Source organism: Rhodococcus sp. 05-2255-1e, assembly GCF_002259025.1.
GTDB classification, from domain to species: Bacteria; Actinomycetota; Actinomycetes; order Mycobacteriales; family Mycobacteriaceae; genus Rhodococcoides; species Rhodococcoides fascians.
Genome location: NZ_NOZE01000009.1, coordinates 815,000 through 832,060 on the forward strand (window position 1 = coordinate 815,000; position 17,061 = coordinate 832,060).

Here is a 17,061-nt window from a genome sequence, read left to right on the forward strand (position 1 = left end):
GCGAGATGTACCTAGCCGGCGTCGGCGCGAGTTTCCAGGAAGCTGCGGCCTCCGGGCCGCTGCTGCTGGCCCTCGGAGCCTGCGTCCTGGCCGGGCTCGTCTCCTTCGCATCACCGTGCGTCGTACCGCTGGTTCCGGGATATCTGTCGTACCTCGCCGGGGTCGTCGGAGCCGACGCACCGGCGGTCAGCGCCGACGAAGCGGCCGTCAAGACGAAGGTGCGCAGCGGTCGGCTGCGCGTCGCGGGAGCCGCGGGGCTGTTCGTCCTCGGATTCACCGTGGTGTTCGTTCTCGCCACCGCGTCGGTGTTCGGCGCAATTTCGGTGCTGGCGATCAACCGCGAACTGCTCATGCGAATCGGCGGCGTCGTCACCATCGCCATGGGCCTGGTGTTCGTCGGACTGATTCCCGCGCTGCAGCGCGATGTGCGGTTCGAGCCGAAGCAGATCGGCTCCCTCGCCGGAGCGCCCCTGCTCGGGGGAGTGTTCGCACTCGGCTGGACTCCGTGCCTCGGGCCCACCCTCGCCGGCGTCATCTCGCTCGCCGCAGGCACCGACGGTGCCACGGCTGCCCGCGGAGTCACCCTCATCGTGGCGTACTGCCTCGGTCTTGGATTGCCGTTCGTGATCCTCGCGTTCGGATCGGTCAGCGCACTTCGAGGCGTCGGCTGGCTACGTACACACGCACGACAGATACAGGTGTTCGGCGGAATCATGTTGATAGCGGTAGGAATTGCACTGGTCACCGGTGCCTGGGATCAATTCGTCGGCTGGGTGCGCGACGCCTTCGTCTCCGATGTGGTGTTGCCGATATGACCACCGAGACCGAGGAGCGGACAGAAGCGTCGCCGCCGCACAAGCAATCCGTACTCGGTAAGGCCGTGGCCGTGGTGCGCAACACCTGGCGCGGGCTCACCAGTATGCGGACCGCACTGGTGCTGCTGTTCCTGCTGGCCTTCGCCGCCGTGCCCGGTGCCCTGGTACCGCAACGCAGCCTCAACGCGGGCAAGGTCGACCAATACATCGCCGACCGTCCGACCCTCGGCCCCATCATGGACAAGCTCGAACTGTTCGACGTGTTCGGCAGCTTCTGGTTCACCGCGATCTACGCACTACTGTTCGTCTCCCTGATCGGCTGCATCCTGCCGCGGTGCATCGAGCACGCAAAACAGTTGCGCACCAAGCCCGTTCGTGCGCCGCGGAACCTCTCGCGCCTGCCGCACCACACCCGGTACGACGTCGCCGGAGGACCCGAGGAGATCGCAGCCCAGGTCCGTACTCAGCTGCGTGGGTGGCGCGTCGCGCAACGGTCCGAGAGCAGCGGGGCAGTGACGCTCTCGGCGGAGAAGGGCTACGTTCGCGAACTCGGCAACCTCGTGTTCCACCTCTCGCTCGTCGGACTGTTGGCCGCGATCGCCATGGGCAAGCTGCTCGGCTACGAGGGAAACCGCATCGTCATCGCCGACGACGGCCCCGGATTCTGCACTTCCACGCCCGCCAACTACGACTCGTTCCGGGCGGGCAACCTCGTCGACGGCACCGACCTCGAGCCGTTGTGCTTGCGCGTCAAGGACTTCCAGGCGGACTACCTCGACAACGGCCAGGCGGAAATGTTCACCTCGAACATCCAGTACCAGGCCGGCGAAGACCTGGCGAACAACGTCTGGCAGGACGACCGACTGCAGGTCAACCACCCGCTGCGGGTCGCGGGCGACCGCGTCTACCTGCAGGGCCACGGCTACGCGCCCACGTTCACGGTGACGTTCCCGAACGGCGAGACCCGCACCGACACCATCCAATGGCAGCCGACGGACGCCACCACATTCCTCTCCAGCGGGGTACTGCGAGTCGACCCACCCGGTGGCCTCTACCCCGACGCGCTGGACCGGCGTAAGAACCAGATCGCCATCGAAGGACTGTTCGCCCCGACGGCGTCGTTCCACGGCAGTCTGCTGTCGTCGAGCTTCCCGGCGATGAACGACCCGGCCGTCGCCATCGACATCTACAAAGGCGACACCGGACTCGACACCGGACTCCCGCAGTCCATCTTCTCGCTCGATCAGGAAATGATCGCCCAGGGCAGGCTCGTCAAGCAGGACCGCGTCAACCTCATGCCCGGGGAATCGGCCACACTCAGCGACGGCACCGTCGTGAGATTCGACGGGGCAAAGGAATTCGTCAACCTGCAGGTCTCGCACGACCCGGCTCAGACCTGGGTCCTGGTGTTCGCGCTGACGATGATGGGCGGACTGCTCGTCTCACTGGTGATCAAACGTCGCAGAATCTGGGTCCGACTCACCGCCGACGGCGACTCACGACGTACTGTAGTAGAACTCGGCGGACTTGCACGCACCGATCAGGCGGGGTGGGGCGAAGAGTTCGACCGCCTGTGCACCCGCCTGCTCGGCGACACCTCGAAACAGGAGAACTGACCGATGCCGATCAACGAGACACTCTCGCAGTACAGCGACTGGTCGTTCGAATCAGCCTTCACCATTTACGTGCTCGCATTCGTCCTGCTCATCGCTCAGTACGCCTCCGCCAAGGCGACGGCCGCTCAGGCCAAGGAACTCGTCGGTGCCGGAGCCCCCGTAACCGCGTCGTCGCAGGCTGCGTCCTCCGGCCCGGGACGCGTCATCGAGGCACCCAAGCGCCCGCTGTCCGAACGCCTCGCGGGCATGGGCTTCGCGCTGCTCGCACCGGCCCTCGTCCTACACATCGCCTCGGTCGTGCTCCGCGGATTCGCCACCCACCGATTCCCGCTGGGCAACATGTACGAGTTCGTCACCATGGCAACTGCTGCCGCAGCACTGACCTCCGTGGTGGTGCTGCGCAAGAAGACGATGCGCCCGATGCTGGTGTTCGTCCTCGCACCCATCATCGTGCTGATGTTCTTTGCCGCCACCAAGCTCTACGCCGACGCCGCACCCGTCGTCCCGGCACTGCGCTCCTACTGGCTGCCCATCCACGTCACCATCGTCAGCGTCGGCAGCGGCATCCTGCTGGTCTCCGGAGTCGCGAGCCTGCTGTTCCTGCTGCGCATCAAACAACCGCTCGGCGAGGAGAGCGTGGGATTCTGGGGCCGCTTCGCCTCCAAGCTCCCTGACGCCCAAGCCCTCGACCGACTCGCCTACAAGACGACCATCGTCGCCTTCCCGCTGTTCGGAGCCGGCGTCATCCTCGGCGCGATCTGGGCCGAGGCCGCATGGGGACGTTTCTGGGGCTGGGACCCCAAAGAAACGATGTCCTTCATCACGTGGATCATCTACGCCGCTTACTTGCACGCCCGCGCCACCTCCGGCTGGCGAAACACCCGCGCCGCGTGGATCAACGTCGGTGGATTCACTGCCATGCTGTTCAACCTCTTCATAATCAACATGGTCGTCTCCGGTCTGCACAGCTACGCAGGACTGAACTGACCTCTGCGCGTTCCACACGCTCCGCTGCCGACGTGCAGCTGGTAGCGTCCGATCCGGCTCGATGGGGGAGACATCCGAGCCGGCACTCGACGCGGGACGCACACTGGGGGGAAATCGGTCATGGCCGATCGGCACGGAAACAATTGGCAACCCGTCCGACCGATGGACGACGACGAAACCCCGAACACGCCGGAGCCGGTGGTGACCGAGACCCCGGTTGTCGGGTCTGCCGGGGTTGGGGAAGTTTCGGGGGTTGCGGGGTCTGCTGAGCCTGCGGGGTCTTCTCGGGTTGTGGGGGAGTCTCGGGTTTCGGGGGAGCGTGAACCGTTCCGATCCACCCCCATCTCCATGCCGCCCGCGGATGCTCCGAGCCCGACTCCTGTTGTCGCGGCAATGTCGACTCCACCCGTCGAGGCGACGCCACCGACCGACGAGATGCCGACGATGCCCGAAGCATCGGGTCCACCGGTTGTGTCACCTGTTTCGTCCGACATGGCCATGCCCCTTGGTCCGCCGACTCGGCCCATGCGCGAGCCGCAGCCGCCTGGGCAACAGGGTCAGCACCCTGTCCAGCCGCAGAACGGGATGGTGTTTCCCCAGAATGCTGTTGTGCCCCAGCAATATTGGCAGCCGAACAACGAGTGGGCAGCCCAGAATCAGTGGCAGGCCCAGAACGGCTGGCCGACGCAGGGGCAGGGAAATGGGCAGGGTCAGGGGTATGGGCAGTGGGCTCCGCAACCCGGTTCGTGGCCGCAACCGATGTTGCCCGCCCATGTTCCTGTTGTGGTTCCTGCCGTGGCTGCTGTCGTTCAGCCGGATCATCGACCGCTGTCGCAGCCGATGTCGGCGGCCGACCTCGGCGATTCGTTGCTGATCAGGTCGGCAAGTGTCGCTCCGGTGGCCGGGTGGCGTCGTGCGCTGTATCTGATGTCCGGTGGTCGGATCGATGTGGGGAACAGTCCGGCGCAACAGCGACGCCTCGAATTGACCGCGCAGGTCGATCGACCATTGGTGGGGTGCTACCGCGTCGCGGTGCTCTCGTTGAAGGGTGGGGTCGGAAAGACGACGACAACGGCCACGTTGGGCTCGACGTTCGCGGACATCCGCGGTGACCGCGTGATTGCGATCGACGCGAACCCCGACCGCGGAACGCTGGGGCAGAAAGTACCGTCGGAAACGACGGCGACGGTCCGAAATCTGTTGCGAGACATGGATTCCTTGGAGCGCTACAGCGACGTTCGGGCCTACACCTCACAGAACGTCCATCGGCTGGAGGTGCTGGCCTCCGATTCGGACCCGGCGGCGTCCGAGGCATTCAGCGGTGACGACTACGACCGAACGGTGACACTGCTCGAGAAGTTCTACAGCATCGTCATCACCGACTGCGGCACCGGATTGATGCATTCGGCGATGGAAAGCATTCTCGAGGGCGCGGACACTCTGGTCGTCGTCAGCTCAGGGTCTGTGGACGGGGCGCGGAGCGCGTCGGCGACATTGGATTGGCTGGATGCTCATGGCTATCGAGAACTGGTGGCCACGTCGGTGGCGGTGGTCAACGCGGTAAGACCGAGGGCGGGAAAAGTCGACTTGCAGAAGGTGGTCGAACATTTCGAGCAGCGGTGCGCTCAGGTTCGGACGGTTCCGTTCGACCCGCATCTGGAGGAGGGGGCTGAGATCGAACTGGGCAGGCTTCGTGGACGCACGCGAAAGGCACTCCTCGAAGTAGCTGCGGCGGTGGCAGCAGGCTTTCCGGCCTCGCCCACTACTTCTCGCCGCAGCTGATCGGAAACTTTATTCGCCGACTTCAGTGCCGGCGTCGGTCCCGTCCTTGCCTCCGCGACGAGCGTCCCGGTTGATTTTCCAGAGAAATTCCGGATCGTCATCGGGTCCGACAGTCCGCGGGGGTTCAGGTTGCGTGCTGGGTCCGAATGCCTTCCACAGCAGCACAATCACTGCCACCAAACCGATTAACGCCAATAGATAGATCACGACGCACCTCCTACTACGAGGGTAGCCGTCATGCAACGACCTCCGCACCCGTCGAGCGTCGAAGATTCCTGAGAATGTTCGATGAGTTCGTACGGGTGCGGAGGTCGTTGCCGAAACTGCGCCGAATGGCCTGTCTCAGTGCTGTACGCCGGCTTCGGTCGTCAGAGAAGTCAGCAGCTGCATGACCTCGGTTTCGCGGAAGCGACGGTGTCCGCCGGGAGTGCGGAGCGATCCAAGACGTCCGGCGTGCGCCCAGCGAGTCACGGTCTTGGGGTCGACGTGAAAAAGCGCTGCTACCTGACCCGGTGTGAGAAGTGAGTCCTGAGCTTTGTGGAACGTGGGTGCGCTCATCTGTCGTGTCCTCCTACGGTGCGGTTCTGTGCATTTGCGTCGAACCGGAGATATCGGTCTGCGGTGTTGTGAGCCCCATGGTTGCACTCGGACCCCTAGGTACTCGACTGATACAAGGTTGGTAAAGGGGAGGTAATGGACAAATCGGTCACGTTAGGGGTGGGTGGTGAGCCCCGCACGGCCCGGTAACCTTGAGCTCGTGAGCGATGCGACGAATGCCGACCGAAGCGACCCGACCAGCGGAAACCCCACGCCCGGCCGTTCTGCGAAGAAGTCCCTTGCCATCAATCTCGCCGTGTACACGTTCGCGCGTTTGGCGCTCGTCATCGTCATTGCCGCGATCATCATCGGTGTCGGTTTACTCTTCGGCATCGAGGTTCCGATCCTCGTCGCCGCGATCTTCGGCGTCCTCATCTCGCTGCCGTTGTCCCTGCTTCTGTTCAAGCAGATGCGCATCCGCGTCAACGAGTCCATCGCTGCGGTCGACGAACACCGACGCACCGCTCGCGCGGACCTGCAGTCCAAGCTGCGCGGTGAAGACGGCCGCAAGTGACCGCATCGGTGGACCGCTCCGGATCGCGTGAGTGGGTCGACAACGCAGTCCGGTTGATCGAAGCCGATTCTCAGCGCAGTGCCGACACACACCTGCTGAGCTATCCACTGCCTGCCGCATGGGGAATCTCGCTGTACCTCAAGGACGAATCCACTCACATCACCGGCAGCCTGAAACACCGGCTGGCGCGATCGCTGTTTCTGTACGCGATCTGCAACGGCTGGGTCACCGCGCGAACCACGGTCGTCGAGGCGTCTTCCGGCTCCACGGCGGTCAGTGAGGCATATTTCGCCGGCCTGCTGGGATTGAAATTCGTCGCAGTCATGCCCAGAAGTACAAGTCCCGCCAAGATCGCCCTCATCGAATCGCACGGTGGGCGCTGCCACTTCGTCGACCACCCCGGCGAGATGTACACCGAAGCGCACCGGCTCGCAGCCGAACCCGACTGCCACTACATGGACCAGTTCACCCACGCCGAACGGGCCACCGATTGGCGAGGAAACAACAACATCGCCGAGTCCATCTACGATCAACTCCGGCTCGAGAAATGTCCCATCCCCGATTGGGTGGTCGTAGGCGCGGGAACAGGCGGAACGAGCGCCACCATCGGTCGCTACATCCGATACCGCAGACACGCAACGCGTTTGGCCGTCGTGGACCCCGAGAACTCGGCCTTCATCGGAGGCTACGAAACCGGTGACGCGAGTTTCGAGACCGGTAAGTCCTCACGAATCGAAGGCATCGGGCGACCGCGGGTGGAACCGTCCTTCGTCGGCCAAGTGATCGATCGAATGATCGCGGTGCCCGACGCTGCGTCGGTGGCGGCCGCGAGATTCACTTCGGCTGCGATCGGTAAACGAGTGGGAGGATCCACCGGCACCAACATCTGGGGTGCCTTCGGATTGATCTCCGAGATGATTGCCGCGGGACGCACCGGCAGTGTGGTGACGTTGTTGTGCGACGGCGGAGACCGTTACTCGCAAACCTATTTCGACGACACCTGGGTCGCGGGCCAGGGGATGGATCTCGACGAACCGACCGCCGCGCTCGAGCAGTTCATCCGTACCGGGGTGTTCTGAGCAGATCTACCAGGTCACGACCATCGACGTCACCGCAGTGACAGCGGCGACCGTCCCGACGGCCGGCCACGCACCGATCTTCTTCGCGAGCGGGTGCGACGCACCGAACGCCACGAGGTACGTCCCGAGCAGTGCGCCGGCACGAGCCGAGCCCGACGACTTCTGCCATTGCGTGGTGCAGACAACGCCGACTGCAGCGAGCACTGCTCCGCCGAGTTGGCGATTGTGCGACCGGCGAGCAACAGCGAAGCCGCCGAGCAAGCCGCCTGCGGCGAGAGCGGACGTGGCGAACGAACGTCGAGCATCATGGTCGGACATGATCGTCACCCTAGCCGAGCCTGCACGCGCAAACTCCGGGCCAGGTGATCTCTCTGCTCGATCACCAAGCGCCGCAACGCAGCCGGTGCCCACTCGTGCTCGGCGAGCCACACGTCTGCACTGTCGGTCGACGATCGCTGAGGAAAGAGGCGAACAACTATCCTCCGTGCGATCTCGATGCTGCGTGAGGTCCACAACGAGGAGATGGACTCGAAATACCGGTCCTCGTACGGTTGAGTGAGGTCCGGTCGGTGACCCGCCCCGAACCCGGTGATGAAGGCGTCGAGAACATCGTTGGACACGTCGTCGCGCTCGGTGATGGAAGTCCACGCGCTCGCTTTGACTGTGGCGTCAGGGATCGCTGTCGCCGCCGCGGTGTGGGCAGTGCGCCCCGAAAGTGTGTCGTCCGAACCGAGTTCGGTATCCAGCTCTGCGGTCGTTGCGTGTCCGGTGGCGGCGAGTGCCAGCCAGAATGCCCAGCGCTGATCGGGGTCCAGCCTCAGCCCGGCAATGGTCGCGGTGCCATCGAGCAGGGAGCGTAGATCGTCGGCCAGGAAGTCATCGAGTTGCGCAGCCGATGCGACCGCCCGCGCCCACACCAACTGCGCGTCGCTTCCGGGTTCGCTAGATTGCAGCTGCCGCCACGACGCTTCCAACCAATGCCGGGTGGGCTCGTCCCGTCGGTCTTCGGGGAGGTAGTGCGCGAGTGTGTACGCGACGTTGGCCGTGACTGCGGAGAGCAACCCGATCTTGGGTTCGGTCGGCGCGAATCTGGTTGCGATGTCCAGGTATTCGATCGCAGAGAGCTCGGCGTCCCGGGTGGAGTTCCACAGTGCCGACCACACCAGCCCTCGTGCAAGGGGATCGACGATGCGATCGAGGGAGGTCCGCACTGTGGCGGTGGAGCGCTCGTCGAATCGGATCTTGGCGTAGGTCAAATCGTCGTCGTTGAGCAGAACCAGTGCAGAATCGGGGAAGTCGACGGGCGTTCGCGAGTCGGTGATGTCGAGTTCGTAGCGGTGGGTCCTCGTGAGATTTCCGGCCTCGTCCGGATCGTAGAGCCCGACCGCGATGCGGTGCGGACGCGGATCCGTCTGCTCGACGGCGTCGCCGGTATAAGTCAGGGTGGACACGCCGGTGGTCTGCAGCCACGCGCCCGCCCAGGTCTCGAGGTCTCGCCCGCTGGCGGTGGACATCTCGCTCAAGAGATCCGTCAGGGTCGTATTACCGAAGGCATGCGTACGAAAGTAGTTGCGGGACGCTGCGAAAAAGGCGTCGGCACCGACGAACGCCCCCAACTGTTTGAGCACGCTTGCGCCCTTGGCGTAGGTGATGCCATCGAAGTTGAGCTTGGCTGCCTCGAGGTCGGTGATGTCGGCGACGATCGGGTGAGTGGTGGGAAGCTGGTCCTGCAAATAGGCCCACGCCTTTCGGCGGTTCGCGAAACTGACCCAGGCATCGGTGAACCGGGTGGCTTCGGCCGACGCGTACGCACCCATGTAGTCGGCGAACGACTCCTTGAGCCACAGATCGTCCCACCATTGCATCGTGACGAGGTCGCCGAACCACATGTGCGCCATCTCGTGCAGAATCGTGTTCGCCCGAGCCTCGTACTGGGCTTCGGTTGCCGCCGAACGGAATACGTACGATTCGGTGAACGTGACGAGACCGGGGTTCTCCATGGCACCGAGGTTGTATTCGGGGACGAAAATCTGGTCGTACTTACCGAACGGGTACGGATAGTCGAACTTGTCGTGGAAGAAGTCCAGGCCACGCTCGGTGATGTCGAAGATGTCCTCGGCGTCGAAATACTCGGCGAGGGATGCGCGGCAGTACGCGCCGAGCGGGACAGTCAGATCGCCTCGGGTCCAGGACGATTCGACACCGTGGTACGGCCCGGCCGCAACCGCGGTGATGTACGTCGATATGGGCAGCGTCGGGGCGAACGTGGTGACTGTGCCGTCGGTGACTCCCGCGCGGTTGGACAGGACCGTCCATGCCGGGGGTGCTGTGACCCTCAGCGTGAACGAGGCCTTCAGATCGGGTTGCTCGAAATTCGCGAACACCCGTCGCGCATCGGCAGGTTCGTACTGGGTGTACAGGTAGACGTTGTCGTCGACGGGGTCGACGAAGCGGTGGAGTCCTTCACCCGACCTGCTGTACCGCCCGCGTGCCCGTATCCGAACGACGTTGTGGTCGGCGAGTCCGACCAGTTGAATGCGAGCTCCGTCGTAATCGACCTGCGCATCGGTGCCGTTGACGGTGACCTCGTCCACGGACGCACCGATGAAATCGACCCATGTCGCCGCAGTCGTGGCATCGAACTCGATAGTCGTCACCGACTCGAAGGTGTCGACGTCCGTGTCCTCGGCGCGCAAGAGGTTCAGATCGACGAGATATTTCACCCCGTCTATGTGGCGCGATCGCCTGCGAGTTTCGGTTCGGGTCAGATTCGCGGTGCTCACCGAACCAACCCTAGGTGATTGTTTTTCACAGGGCGGGTGGGGTGAAGTAGTGACGTCCGAGTGGATCGACGATATGCAGCACTCCGTCCGGAAGCAGTTCGGTGCGCCAAAGTTTGCGCGTTTTGAGGTTGTGGTGGAGCCGACAGCGCGGACCGATGTTCGTGAGGATGGTCCAGCCGCCCTTCTCGGGGCGGTGTCGGTCGAATTCGACGATGTGGTCGAGGTCGCATCGTTCCGAGGGCACGTTGCAGCCAGGATGCAGGCAGTACGGGTTCTCGGCTCGAACCGTCGCCGCGAGAGCTCGACTGGGCGTATAGCTCAGCGCGCCTGGCGGCGGGAGTTTCATGCCCCCATGGCCGTCGGGGTACAAGGCGTGGATCCCGATGGGGTCGTCCCCGACGATGGCACGCCACCGTTCGATCAGCGTTCCCCCACCCGGCCGCGATCGGGTAGCTCTGGTATTCACAGAGCCGGGCGTGGGAAGCCTGGGTGGCGGTGCGTCCGGTGGGATCGTGTTCGGTGATTGGCTCGTCGGCGGCTCGTCCCCCGGTGCAGCGGAAGTAAAACTGCCGCTGCGTGTTCCGTCGGTTGCGGCGCAGTCGGTGTCCGATGGTTCGTTGTCCGCTGTGTCCGGATCATCGTGCTCGGGGGCCCTGTCGCCGTCGCGCGGCGTCAGGCATGTCGCGCACTCGCACAGCAGTGTCTCCCCGCGCATCAAGGCGGTCTGAGCGTCGGCCCGTCGTTGGTCGTCCGACCGCGGATCCTCCGGGTGCAGGCGTATGACCTCGGCGTCGATCCGCGCAAGTTGTTCGTCGGCTTCGCCGTCGGTCATCAGTGTGGTCAGGCTCGACAGTCCTCGTGCCCGGCGACGAAGGCGGATTCGCTTCTCGGTGCGTGCGGCACGCTTGCGTACCGCACGGTCCCAGTCGGCGTCGGCCTCGATGAGCAGTCGATCGATTTCGCGGCCCAGAGCTCCCGGTGCCATCTCCCGGGCGGCCTTGAGAATCTCGGTCTCCAGGGCAACGGCCGTCTCCGGACGGGCATGAAGTAGATGATCGTGGATCGTTCTGACTCGCTCCAGATCGAGGGCACCGTCGATGAAGCCCTGACGCACGAGAGGGCGCAGTTGACGCCACATCTGCACCTTGTTGTTGATGGCGGCAAACGTGGACGACAGAGCCGCCGCCAGTTCACAGACTGCCGAGTTGAACAGATCCTTCTCGTTGACCCCGGTGTCCCACGGTGCCGCGCTGGCCGTTCGGCTGCGGACATACTCGTCCAGCAGAGCAAGTTCCGAAGCTACGGCAGCGTTGATCGTCCGTCGCGCTCCCAGAACGTCGGCGAGCGGAGAATGGTCCCCCGTCACCCACACCGCTTTCCGTAGCCCCATGTCACCCCCCCCAGCGACTGAAGGTCGAACACGTATTCGATCCACTGCGGCAAGTGTAGAACAGGGCACCGACACATTCTTCGGCGCTGGCAGGAGGCGTCAGACCGCGCTGACGGCTCGGGTCACATCGAGTTCGAGTAGGTAGTGATTGATGGCGATTGCAGCCTTCGATCCTGCGGCTGCCGAATTGATGAGCTGGGCGGGGGAATCCGAGACGTTCCCCGCAGCCCACAGGCCGTCGACGCTGGTGAGCCCGGTCGGGTCGGTGGCCACCCAGCCGTTGTCGAGGCGAGTGCATCCGATCGATCGCAGGAGCGCGTCGTTCGGAACGAACGTCGGCCCGACGAACACGACTGTTCGAGGAACGACGGTCCCGTTCGTCAGCTCGATGGCTATGACGCGACCGTCCTGCACAACGATTCGAGCAACCGGTACGTCGACGATTCCGACGGACCGCGCGTCGAGTCGAAGGCGTTCGTTTTCACTCAGTTCGATGCCGTTGGTGAAGAAGACGACGTCGTCCGACCATTGGCGAATCAGCGACGCCTGGTGGATCGTGAACGGTCGGTTGGATCCGCCGACCACGGCTATCGGCTGATCCCGAACTTCGTAGCCGTGGCAGTACGGACAATGCAGTACTCCCGAGCCCCACTGTTCGTGAACGCCGGGGATATCGGGCAGTTCGTCTCGAAGCCCGGTGGCCACCAAGACCGACCGCGAGTGCCGGGACTCGCCGCCCTCGAGGCGGACCTCGAATCCCTCGTCGAGTCCAATTACTTTGCCGCGCAGAATTTCTCCACCGTATCGGAGGACTTCCTCGCATCCAGCCCGATGCAACTCCTCGGGTGTGGAACCATCGCGCGAGAGGAAGTTGTGAACATGGTCGGCAGGCGCGTTGCGTGGTTCTTCGGCATCGACAACGATCACCTTTCGGCGGGCGCGAGCCAGAAGTGTCGCGGCACTGAGTCCGGCTGGGCCGCCACCGATTACCACGGTGTCGTACGTCAAGATGCCTCCTCGGTGGTGCGATATGTTGTGAACGTAGCAGAACTGTCAACTAGTTAACAATATTGGTGGTGCCGATGACCGATGCCTCGCTTCGTGAGCTGACCTGTGCACGGTGGGCCGAGTTCAACCCGGAGCTGGACACCTCGCCGATGCAGGTGGTGGCCGAGATCAAGCGCATCGTCGCGCTGCTCGACGTGGCCGTCGAACCGATATACGCCGCGGCCGATGTATCCGTCGCCGAGGTGGAATTGATGGTGCCCCTGCGTTACGCGATCGAACCGGTGACGGCAGCGCGGTTGGCGGAGCTGCTCGGCATGACCCGCGCAGGTGTGAGCAAGACGCTCGGAAAGCTCGAACGTCGCGGCTTTCTGCAGCGCGTGCCCAGCGCCGAAGACCGACGGTCTGCGTCGATCACCCTGACCGATCAGGGGAGGCGCATCGTGGATGATGTATTTCCCCGAGAGCTCGAAGCGCACGGACGATTGTTCGATGCGTTGGGTGCACGTCGAAACCGTGTTCTCGAGGCCCTGACTACGCTCGCCGAGTCGATGGAGTCCGGTCTGCCGTCTCAGTGACGTTCCTGTCGGCCTGTGTCACGGCTACGCTCGCCAACACGTGCGGGGCGATTCGTAAGGCGGACACGATGAACACATTTCAGAAGTCGGCGGCAGGGTTCAACAAGGTCTTCATGGTCGTGATGAAGGCACCGGTGCTCGACAGGGTGCTCGGACGCTCGATGGGCATTTTGACCTACACCGGCCGGAAGTCCGGCAAGAGGATCGCATTGCCGGTTGCGATCAGCCGGAAGGGTGAGCACCTGAAGGTCAGGGTGGCGATGCCGGACAAGAAGAACTGGTGGCGAAACTTCGTGGACGGCGGCGGTCGTGTCGATGTCGACCTCGGCGGTGTCCAGTACTCCGGGCTCGCGACGGCGACCCGTGACGACCGTGGGCGGGTGTCCGTCGATATCACTGTGGACCACTGATCTGTCGCCGAGGGGCGTCGACGCTCCGGCCGACCTGTATGTCAATAAAGGTTGACAACCCCCTTTCTGTCAACCTAAATTGACATACATGACAGAAGCCACTGCATTGGCCGCCGCGGCCGCCAGTTCCGATCCGGGGGAGGGGTTGCGTGCCGTAGCCGCACTTCGCCGTCTGCTCGAACGTCTGGAAGCCGTCCAGGTTCGCAACGCACGGAATCAGGGATGGGCGTGGCAGGCGATAGCGGATTCGCTGGGTGTCAGCAGACAGGCGGTTCACAAGAAGCACGGCGGAAAGGGAAGGTAGACAATCATGTTCGAGCGATTCACCACTCAGGCCAGGGCGGTCGTCATCAGTGCCCGGCTGCACGCCCGGGTGTTGCACTCGGAGCGGGTCGAACCCATTCATCTCTTCCTCGGTGCGCTCGACAATGCCGACGAACCGCTCGGGTCTGCGCTGGCCGAGGCGGGGTTCACCCTCGACAACGCGCTCGAGGACGTGCTGTCGAGGGACGCCCGGGCCCTACGGTCCATCGGCATCGACCTTCACGATGTGATCGACACCGTCGAGACTGCGGTGGGGTTCGGAGACGTCGACCATTCGAACGATTCTCACCTGCCGTTCGCGCCGTCGGCCAAGGAAGCGCTGAAGCGGGCCTTGAAGGAGGCCGTCCGATTGCGGGACAGGGAGATCGGCGTCGAGCACATGCTTCTCGGTGTGATCGCAGGTGCCGATCCATCGTTCACCGAGCTCGTGAGTGTTCGCGGAGGCCTGGACGATCTGCGCGACGCCGTCCTGCTGGTTCACACGTCATAGCTCCGAGCGGGCCCGAACTCTACGATGGGCGCCATGAACTTTCTGATTCGGCTCGTGATCAATGCCGTCGCCATCTGGGTTGCGAAGGAATTCGTGGACGGCATCACCGTGACCAGCTCGGGCCGCGGTGACGGGTGGGACATCGTGGTCCTGCTCGGTATTGCGGCCGTGTTGACGATCGTCAACGCGTTCATCAGGCCGATGGTGAAGCTGTTGTCACTGCCGCTGCTGATTCTCACCCTCGGGCTGTTCACTCTCGTGATCAACGCGTTGATGCTGATGTTGACGGGGTGGCTGTCGTCGCAGACCGGTTACGGCCTCGAGATCGTCGGTTTCGCGGCCGCGTTCTGGGGCGCGATCATCATCTCGATCGTGAACTTTCTGCTGGGCGCATTCGTGCCCGAGAAGCGTTAGGCGAACGCCAGCGCCACACCGGTAGCGGCACCCCAGACGAGCATTGCCAATCCCGAATCACGCAGCGCAGGAATCAACTCGAAGCCGTGAGCACCGCCGCGAACCGGCGAGTTGGCGCGCGCAGCGAGGGGTAGCGCGAGCAGAGCGACCAGGGCCCATGGGGTTCGGGCGATCAGCGCGACGGTCATGGCGAACGGGACGACCAGCAGTGCCAGGTGTAGATAGCGTGTGCGGGTATCGCCCAATCGCACTGCGAGCGTCCGTTTTCCGGACTCGGTATCGGTGGGGATGTCCCGAAGATTGTTCGCGACGAGTACGGCACTGGAGAAGGATCCGACGGCTACCGCGGCCAGCACGCCCGCCCAGTCGATCTGCTCGGCCTGCACGTATTGGGTGCCGAGCACGGCGACGAGTCCGAAGAACACGAACACGGCAATCTCGCCGAATCCGCTGTAGCCGTAGGGCTTCGAGCCGCCTGTGTAGTACCAGGCACCGGCTATGCAGATCAGGCCGACGATCACCAACCACCAAGCGCTCGTGGCGGCCAGGACAAGACCTGCGACGGCACCGACCGCGAAGCAGCCGATGGCTGCCCGTTTGACGGCTCCTGCCGAGGCGGCCTTGGAGCCGACGAGTCGGAGTGGGCCGACTCGGTCGTCGTCCGTGCCGCGGATTCCGTCGGAGTAGTCGTTGGCGAAGTTGACGCCCACGATCAGCGCCAACGAGACGATCAGTGCCAGTAGAGCCTTCCACCACACGCCTGCGTCCAGGGACACGGCTGCACCGGTGCCGACGAGGACGGGGGCGATAGCGTTGGGGAGCGTTCGGGGTCGCGCCCCTTCGATCCATTGTGCTGTGGTGGCCATGAGCGACGATCTTTCCGTATCTGCCGGAAGGGTGCGGACGCGGCCGGTCAGAACGGCAGACGCGGCAGTACCGGCAGCGGGATGACAGGCATTTGGACTCCGGGGATCTGCGGTAGCGGCACCGTCGGAGCGGGCGGCGGTGGCGGCGGGTTGTAGTGCGGTTGATACTGCACGTACGGCACGCTGTCGGCGGCCGGAGGTGGTGCAGCTGACGTCGGCGGCGGGGCCGGGATGTCCGGGGTCGGTGACGGTGTGGCGGTGGTGGTCCGTGCAGCCGAGGGTGTCGTGGTCTGCCGGATGCCCTCGTCCACGCTGGCAGGGGTGCTCAGCGGTTGGTCTTCGCTCTCGGAACTCAGGCCCGAGAACAGTCCGACGGCAGCGATGACGCCCACGATCGGTAGCGCGATCAATCCGAGCCGCGCCAGCGCCGGTCGGTGCGAGACGACCGGTGCAATGCGGTCGACGTCGACGCGTGCAGCGTGCACGGCCGCCCCACCTGCAACGACGAGTTCTGGTTGCTCGGGGACGATGATCGGCAGCTGCAGAAACCGTTCGAGTGTCGTGCGGACCAGAGGGACATTGCTCGTACCGCCGATGGCGATGACGGCGTCGGGATAGAACTCGGCTTCGAGCCCCAGTTGGCGGACCGTGGTGGCCGCCTGTTCGGTGGCCCGGGCGATCGACAGCTCGAAGATGTGGCGCTCGAGAAGAATGTGTTCGCCGTCGGGCGTGCTCGTGGTCTCGTGCGTGGACAGTGCCTCTTTGATGCCACGGCAGAATGCCGTCAGAGCAGTGTCCTCGTCGTGTGTGTGCGGCTCCCGCACGATGCCGAGGCCCAGTATGTGTTCCCGAACCACCGCGTCGAACGAGGCTCCGCTGATTGCTGTCGTACGAGTCGAGCCGTAGGAGCGGCCGGATTCGACGTCGACGATGTCTATGTCGACACCGGTCTCGCCTGCGTCGAACAGGGCGATGGTGCGGTGCTGGCTGGCCAGGCCGGGACGGAGGTACTCGAGGGCAGCGTCGGTCTCGTCGATCAGATGTACGTCCGAGACGTATTCCTCGGCCAGAGCCTTCGTGATGCGATCACGCTCGTCGGCGGTCCGGTATGCAATGCCCAGCGATTGCGGCGCGTCCGGGCGGTCGACGATTCCGCGAACGACCCGCGCGACGTCCTCGGGGGAGGGGGAGAGCTGCCAGTCGTCGAAGGGAGCGGCGTCTGTCCACGTGCCGTCTTCGGTCGTCCGAGACGTGCGGATGCCGCACGTTCCCAGGGACACACCTACCGACGAACGCATCTCCAACCGGCCTCTCCTGTACGGCGACGTGGACACTGTACCGTCTCGAGGTTTGATTAGAGGTCCAAAACAATCCGAACGTCAGGTCGAGGGTGTTCGACGGGCGGCCTACG

General features: G+C 64.1%; 19 protein-coding genes. 11 read left to right on the forward strand and 8 right to left on the reverse strand.

The features are described 5' to 3' along the window. Positions 1-5 precede the first annotated feature (5 nt). From CH262_RS07325 to CH262_RS07340, 4 genes are all read left to right on the forward strand, one after another. The gene (locus CH262_RS07325; RefSeq protein WP_032369910.1) at positions 6-815 is read left to right on the forward strand and encodes a cytochrome c biogenesis CcdA family protein; all 810 of its coding nucleotides are present in this window, start codon (positions 6-8) and stop codon (positions 813-815) included. After that, complete coding sequence (gene resB / locus CH262_RS07330) at positions 812-2,431, forward strand: cytochrome c biogenesis protein ResB (RefSeq protein WP_094692683.1); 1,620 nt, start codon at positions 812-814, stop codon at positions 2,429-2,431. The genes CH262_RS07325 and resB overlap by 4 nt, the downstream gene beginning before the upstream one ends. Before the next feature lie 3 nt (positions 2,432-2,434). Continuing rightward, positions 2,435-3,418: a c-type cytochrome biogenesis protein CcsB gene (gene ccsB, locus CH262_RS07335; protein WP_027498328.1), complete on the forward strand. Its 984-nt coding sequence runs from the start codon at positions 2,435-2,437 to the stop codon at positions 3,416-3,418. A 498-nt stretch (positions 3,419-3,916) separates the two neighbouring features. Further along, positions 3,917-5,200, forward strand: a complete 1,284-nt coding sequence (locus tag CH262_RS07340) for a MinD/ParA family ATP-binding protein (protein ID WP_179274944.1) — start codon at positions 3,917-3,919, stop codon at positions 5,198-5,200. Between the two features lie 9 nt (positions 5,201-5,209). On the opposite strand, the gene CH262_RS07345 is transcribed toward CH262_RS07340, so the two are convergent. Both CH262_RS07345 and CH262_RS07350 read right to left on the reverse strand, forming a co-directional pair. After that, positions 5,210-5,407, reverse strand: coding sequence for a membrane protein (locus tag CH262_RS07345; protein ID WP_027498326.1), 198 nt, complete (start codon positions 5,405-5,407; stop codon positions 5,210-5,212). 135 nt (positions 5,408-5,542) lie between these two features. Then, positions 5,543-5,758: a BldC family transcriptional regulator gene (locus tag CH262_RS07350; RefSeq protein WP_027498325.1), complete on the reverse strand. Its 216-nt coding sequence runs from the start codon at positions 5,756-5,758 to the stop codon at positions 5,543-5,545. A 199-nt stretch (positions 5,759-5,957) separates the two neighbouring features. On the opposite strand from CH262_RS07350, the gene CH262_RS07355 reads away from it, so the two are divergent. Both CH262_RS07355 and CH262_RS07360 read left to right on the forward strand, forming a co-directional pair. Then, the gene (locus CH262_RS07355) at positions 5,958-6,311 is read left to right on the forward strand and encodes a DUF4229 domain-containing protein (protein ID WP_082519146.1); all 354 of its coding nucleotides are present in this window, start codon (positions 5,958-5,960) and stop codon (positions 6,309-6,311) included. Then, entirely contained in the window at positions 6,308-7,390 is a 1,083-nt protein-coding gene (locus CH262_RS07360; RefSeq protein ID WP_032390602.1) for a PLP-dependent cysteine synthase family protein, read from the forward strand. The genes CH262_RS07355 and CH262_RS07360 overlap by 4 nt, the downstream gene beginning before the upstream one ends. 6 nt (positions 7,391-7,396) lie before the next feature. Here CH262_RS07360 and CH262_RS07365 read toward each other — a convergent pair whose 3' ends face one another. The 4 genes from CH262_RS07365 to CH262_RS07380 form a co-directional block, all read right to left on the reverse strand. Beyond that, positions 7,397-7,708: a hypothetical protein gene (locus CH262_RS07365; protein WP_027498322.1), complete on the reverse strand. Its 312-nt coding sequence runs from the start codon at positions 7,706-7,708 to the stop codon at positions 7,397-7,399. 5 nt (positions 7,709-7,713) lie between these two features. Continuing rightward, on the reverse strand, positions 7,714-10,173 hold the full coding sequence (gene pepN / locus CH262_RS07370; RefSeq protein ID WP_094717291.1) for an aminopeptidase N: 2,460 nt from the start codon (positions 10,171-10,173) through the stop codon (positions 7,714-7,716). A 25-nt stretch (positions 10,174-10,198) separates the two neighbouring features. Further along, complete coding sequence (locus CH262_RS07375) at positions 10,199-11,539, reverse strand: HNH endonuclease signature motif containing protein (RefSeq protein ID WP_143547080.1); 1,341 nt, start codon at positions 11,537-11,539, stop codon at positions 10,199-10,201. A gap of 123 nt (positions 11,540-11,662) precedes the next feature. Next, positions 11,663-12,571 (reverse strand): NAD(P)/FAD-dependent oxidoreductase, encoded by a 909-nt coding sequence (locus tag CH262_RS07380; RefSeq protein ID WP_094717293.1) that lies wholly within the window; start codon positions 12,569-12,571, stop codon positions 11,663-11,665. Positions 12,572-12,645: 74 nt separating this feature from the next. Between CH262_RS07380 and CH262_RS07385 the strand changes: the two genes are divergently transcribed. The 5 genes from CH262_RS07385 to CH262_RS07405 all read left to right on the forward strand — a co-directional run bounded on the left by CH262_RS07385 (position 12,646) and on the right by CH262_RS07405 (position 14,784). Further along, positions 12,646-13,146, forward strand: coding sequence for a MarR family winged helix-turn-helix transcriptional regulator (locus tag CH262_RS07385; protein WP_045840678.1), 501 nt, complete (start codon positions 12,646-12,648; stop codon positions 13,144-13,146). A gap of 68 nt (positions 13,147-13,214) precedes the next feature. Continuing rightward, positions 13,215-13,556: a hypothetical protein gene (locus tag CH262_RS07390; protein ID WP_094717391.1), complete on the forward strand. Its 342-nt coding sequence runs from the start codon at positions 13,215-13,217 to the stop codon at positions 13,554-13,556. 88 nt (positions 13,557-13,644) lie between these two features. Beyond that, positions 13,645-13,860 (forward strand): hypothetical protein, encoded by a 216-nt coding sequence (locus CH262_RS07395; RefSeq protein WP_032365231.1) that lies wholly within the window; start codon positions 13,645-13,647, stop codon positions 13,858-13,860. Positions 13,861-13,866: 6 nt separating this feature from the next. Continuing rightward, on the forward strand, positions 13,867-14,370 hold the full coding sequence (locus CH262_RS07400; protein ID WP_094717294.1) for a Clp protease N-terminal domain-containing protein: 504 nt from the start codon (positions 13,867-13,869) through the stop codon (positions 14,368-14,370). A 33-nt stretch (positions 14,371-14,403) separates the two neighbouring features. Then, positions 14,404-14,784 (forward strand): phage holin family protein, encoded by a 381-nt coding sequence (locus tag CH262_RS07405; protein ID WP_032365232.1) that lies wholly within the window; start codon positions 14,404-14,406, stop codon positions 14,782-14,784. On the opposite strand, the gene CH262_RS07410 is transcribed toward CH262_RS07405, so the two are convergent. Together CH262_RS07410 and CH262_RS07415 are read right to left on the reverse strand one after the other, a co-directional pair. Beyond that, the gene (locus CH262_RS07410) at positions 14,781-15,650 is read right to left on the reverse strand and encodes a 1,4-dihydroxy-2-naphthoate polyprenyltransferase (protein WP_032375571.1); all 870 of its coding nucleotides are present in this window, start codon (positions 15,648-15,650) and stop codon (positions 14,781-14,783) included. The genes CH262_RS07405 and CH262_RS07410 overlap by 4 nt on opposite strands. 47 nt (positions 15,651-15,697) lie before the next feature. After that, on the reverse strand, positions 15,698-16,948 hold the full coding sequence (locus tag CH262_RS07415; RefSeq protein ID WP_057472748.1) for an Hsp70 family protein: 1,251 nt from the start codon (positions 16,946-16,948) through the stop codon (positions 15,698-15,700). Positions 16,949-17,061: the final 113 nt, after the last annotated feature.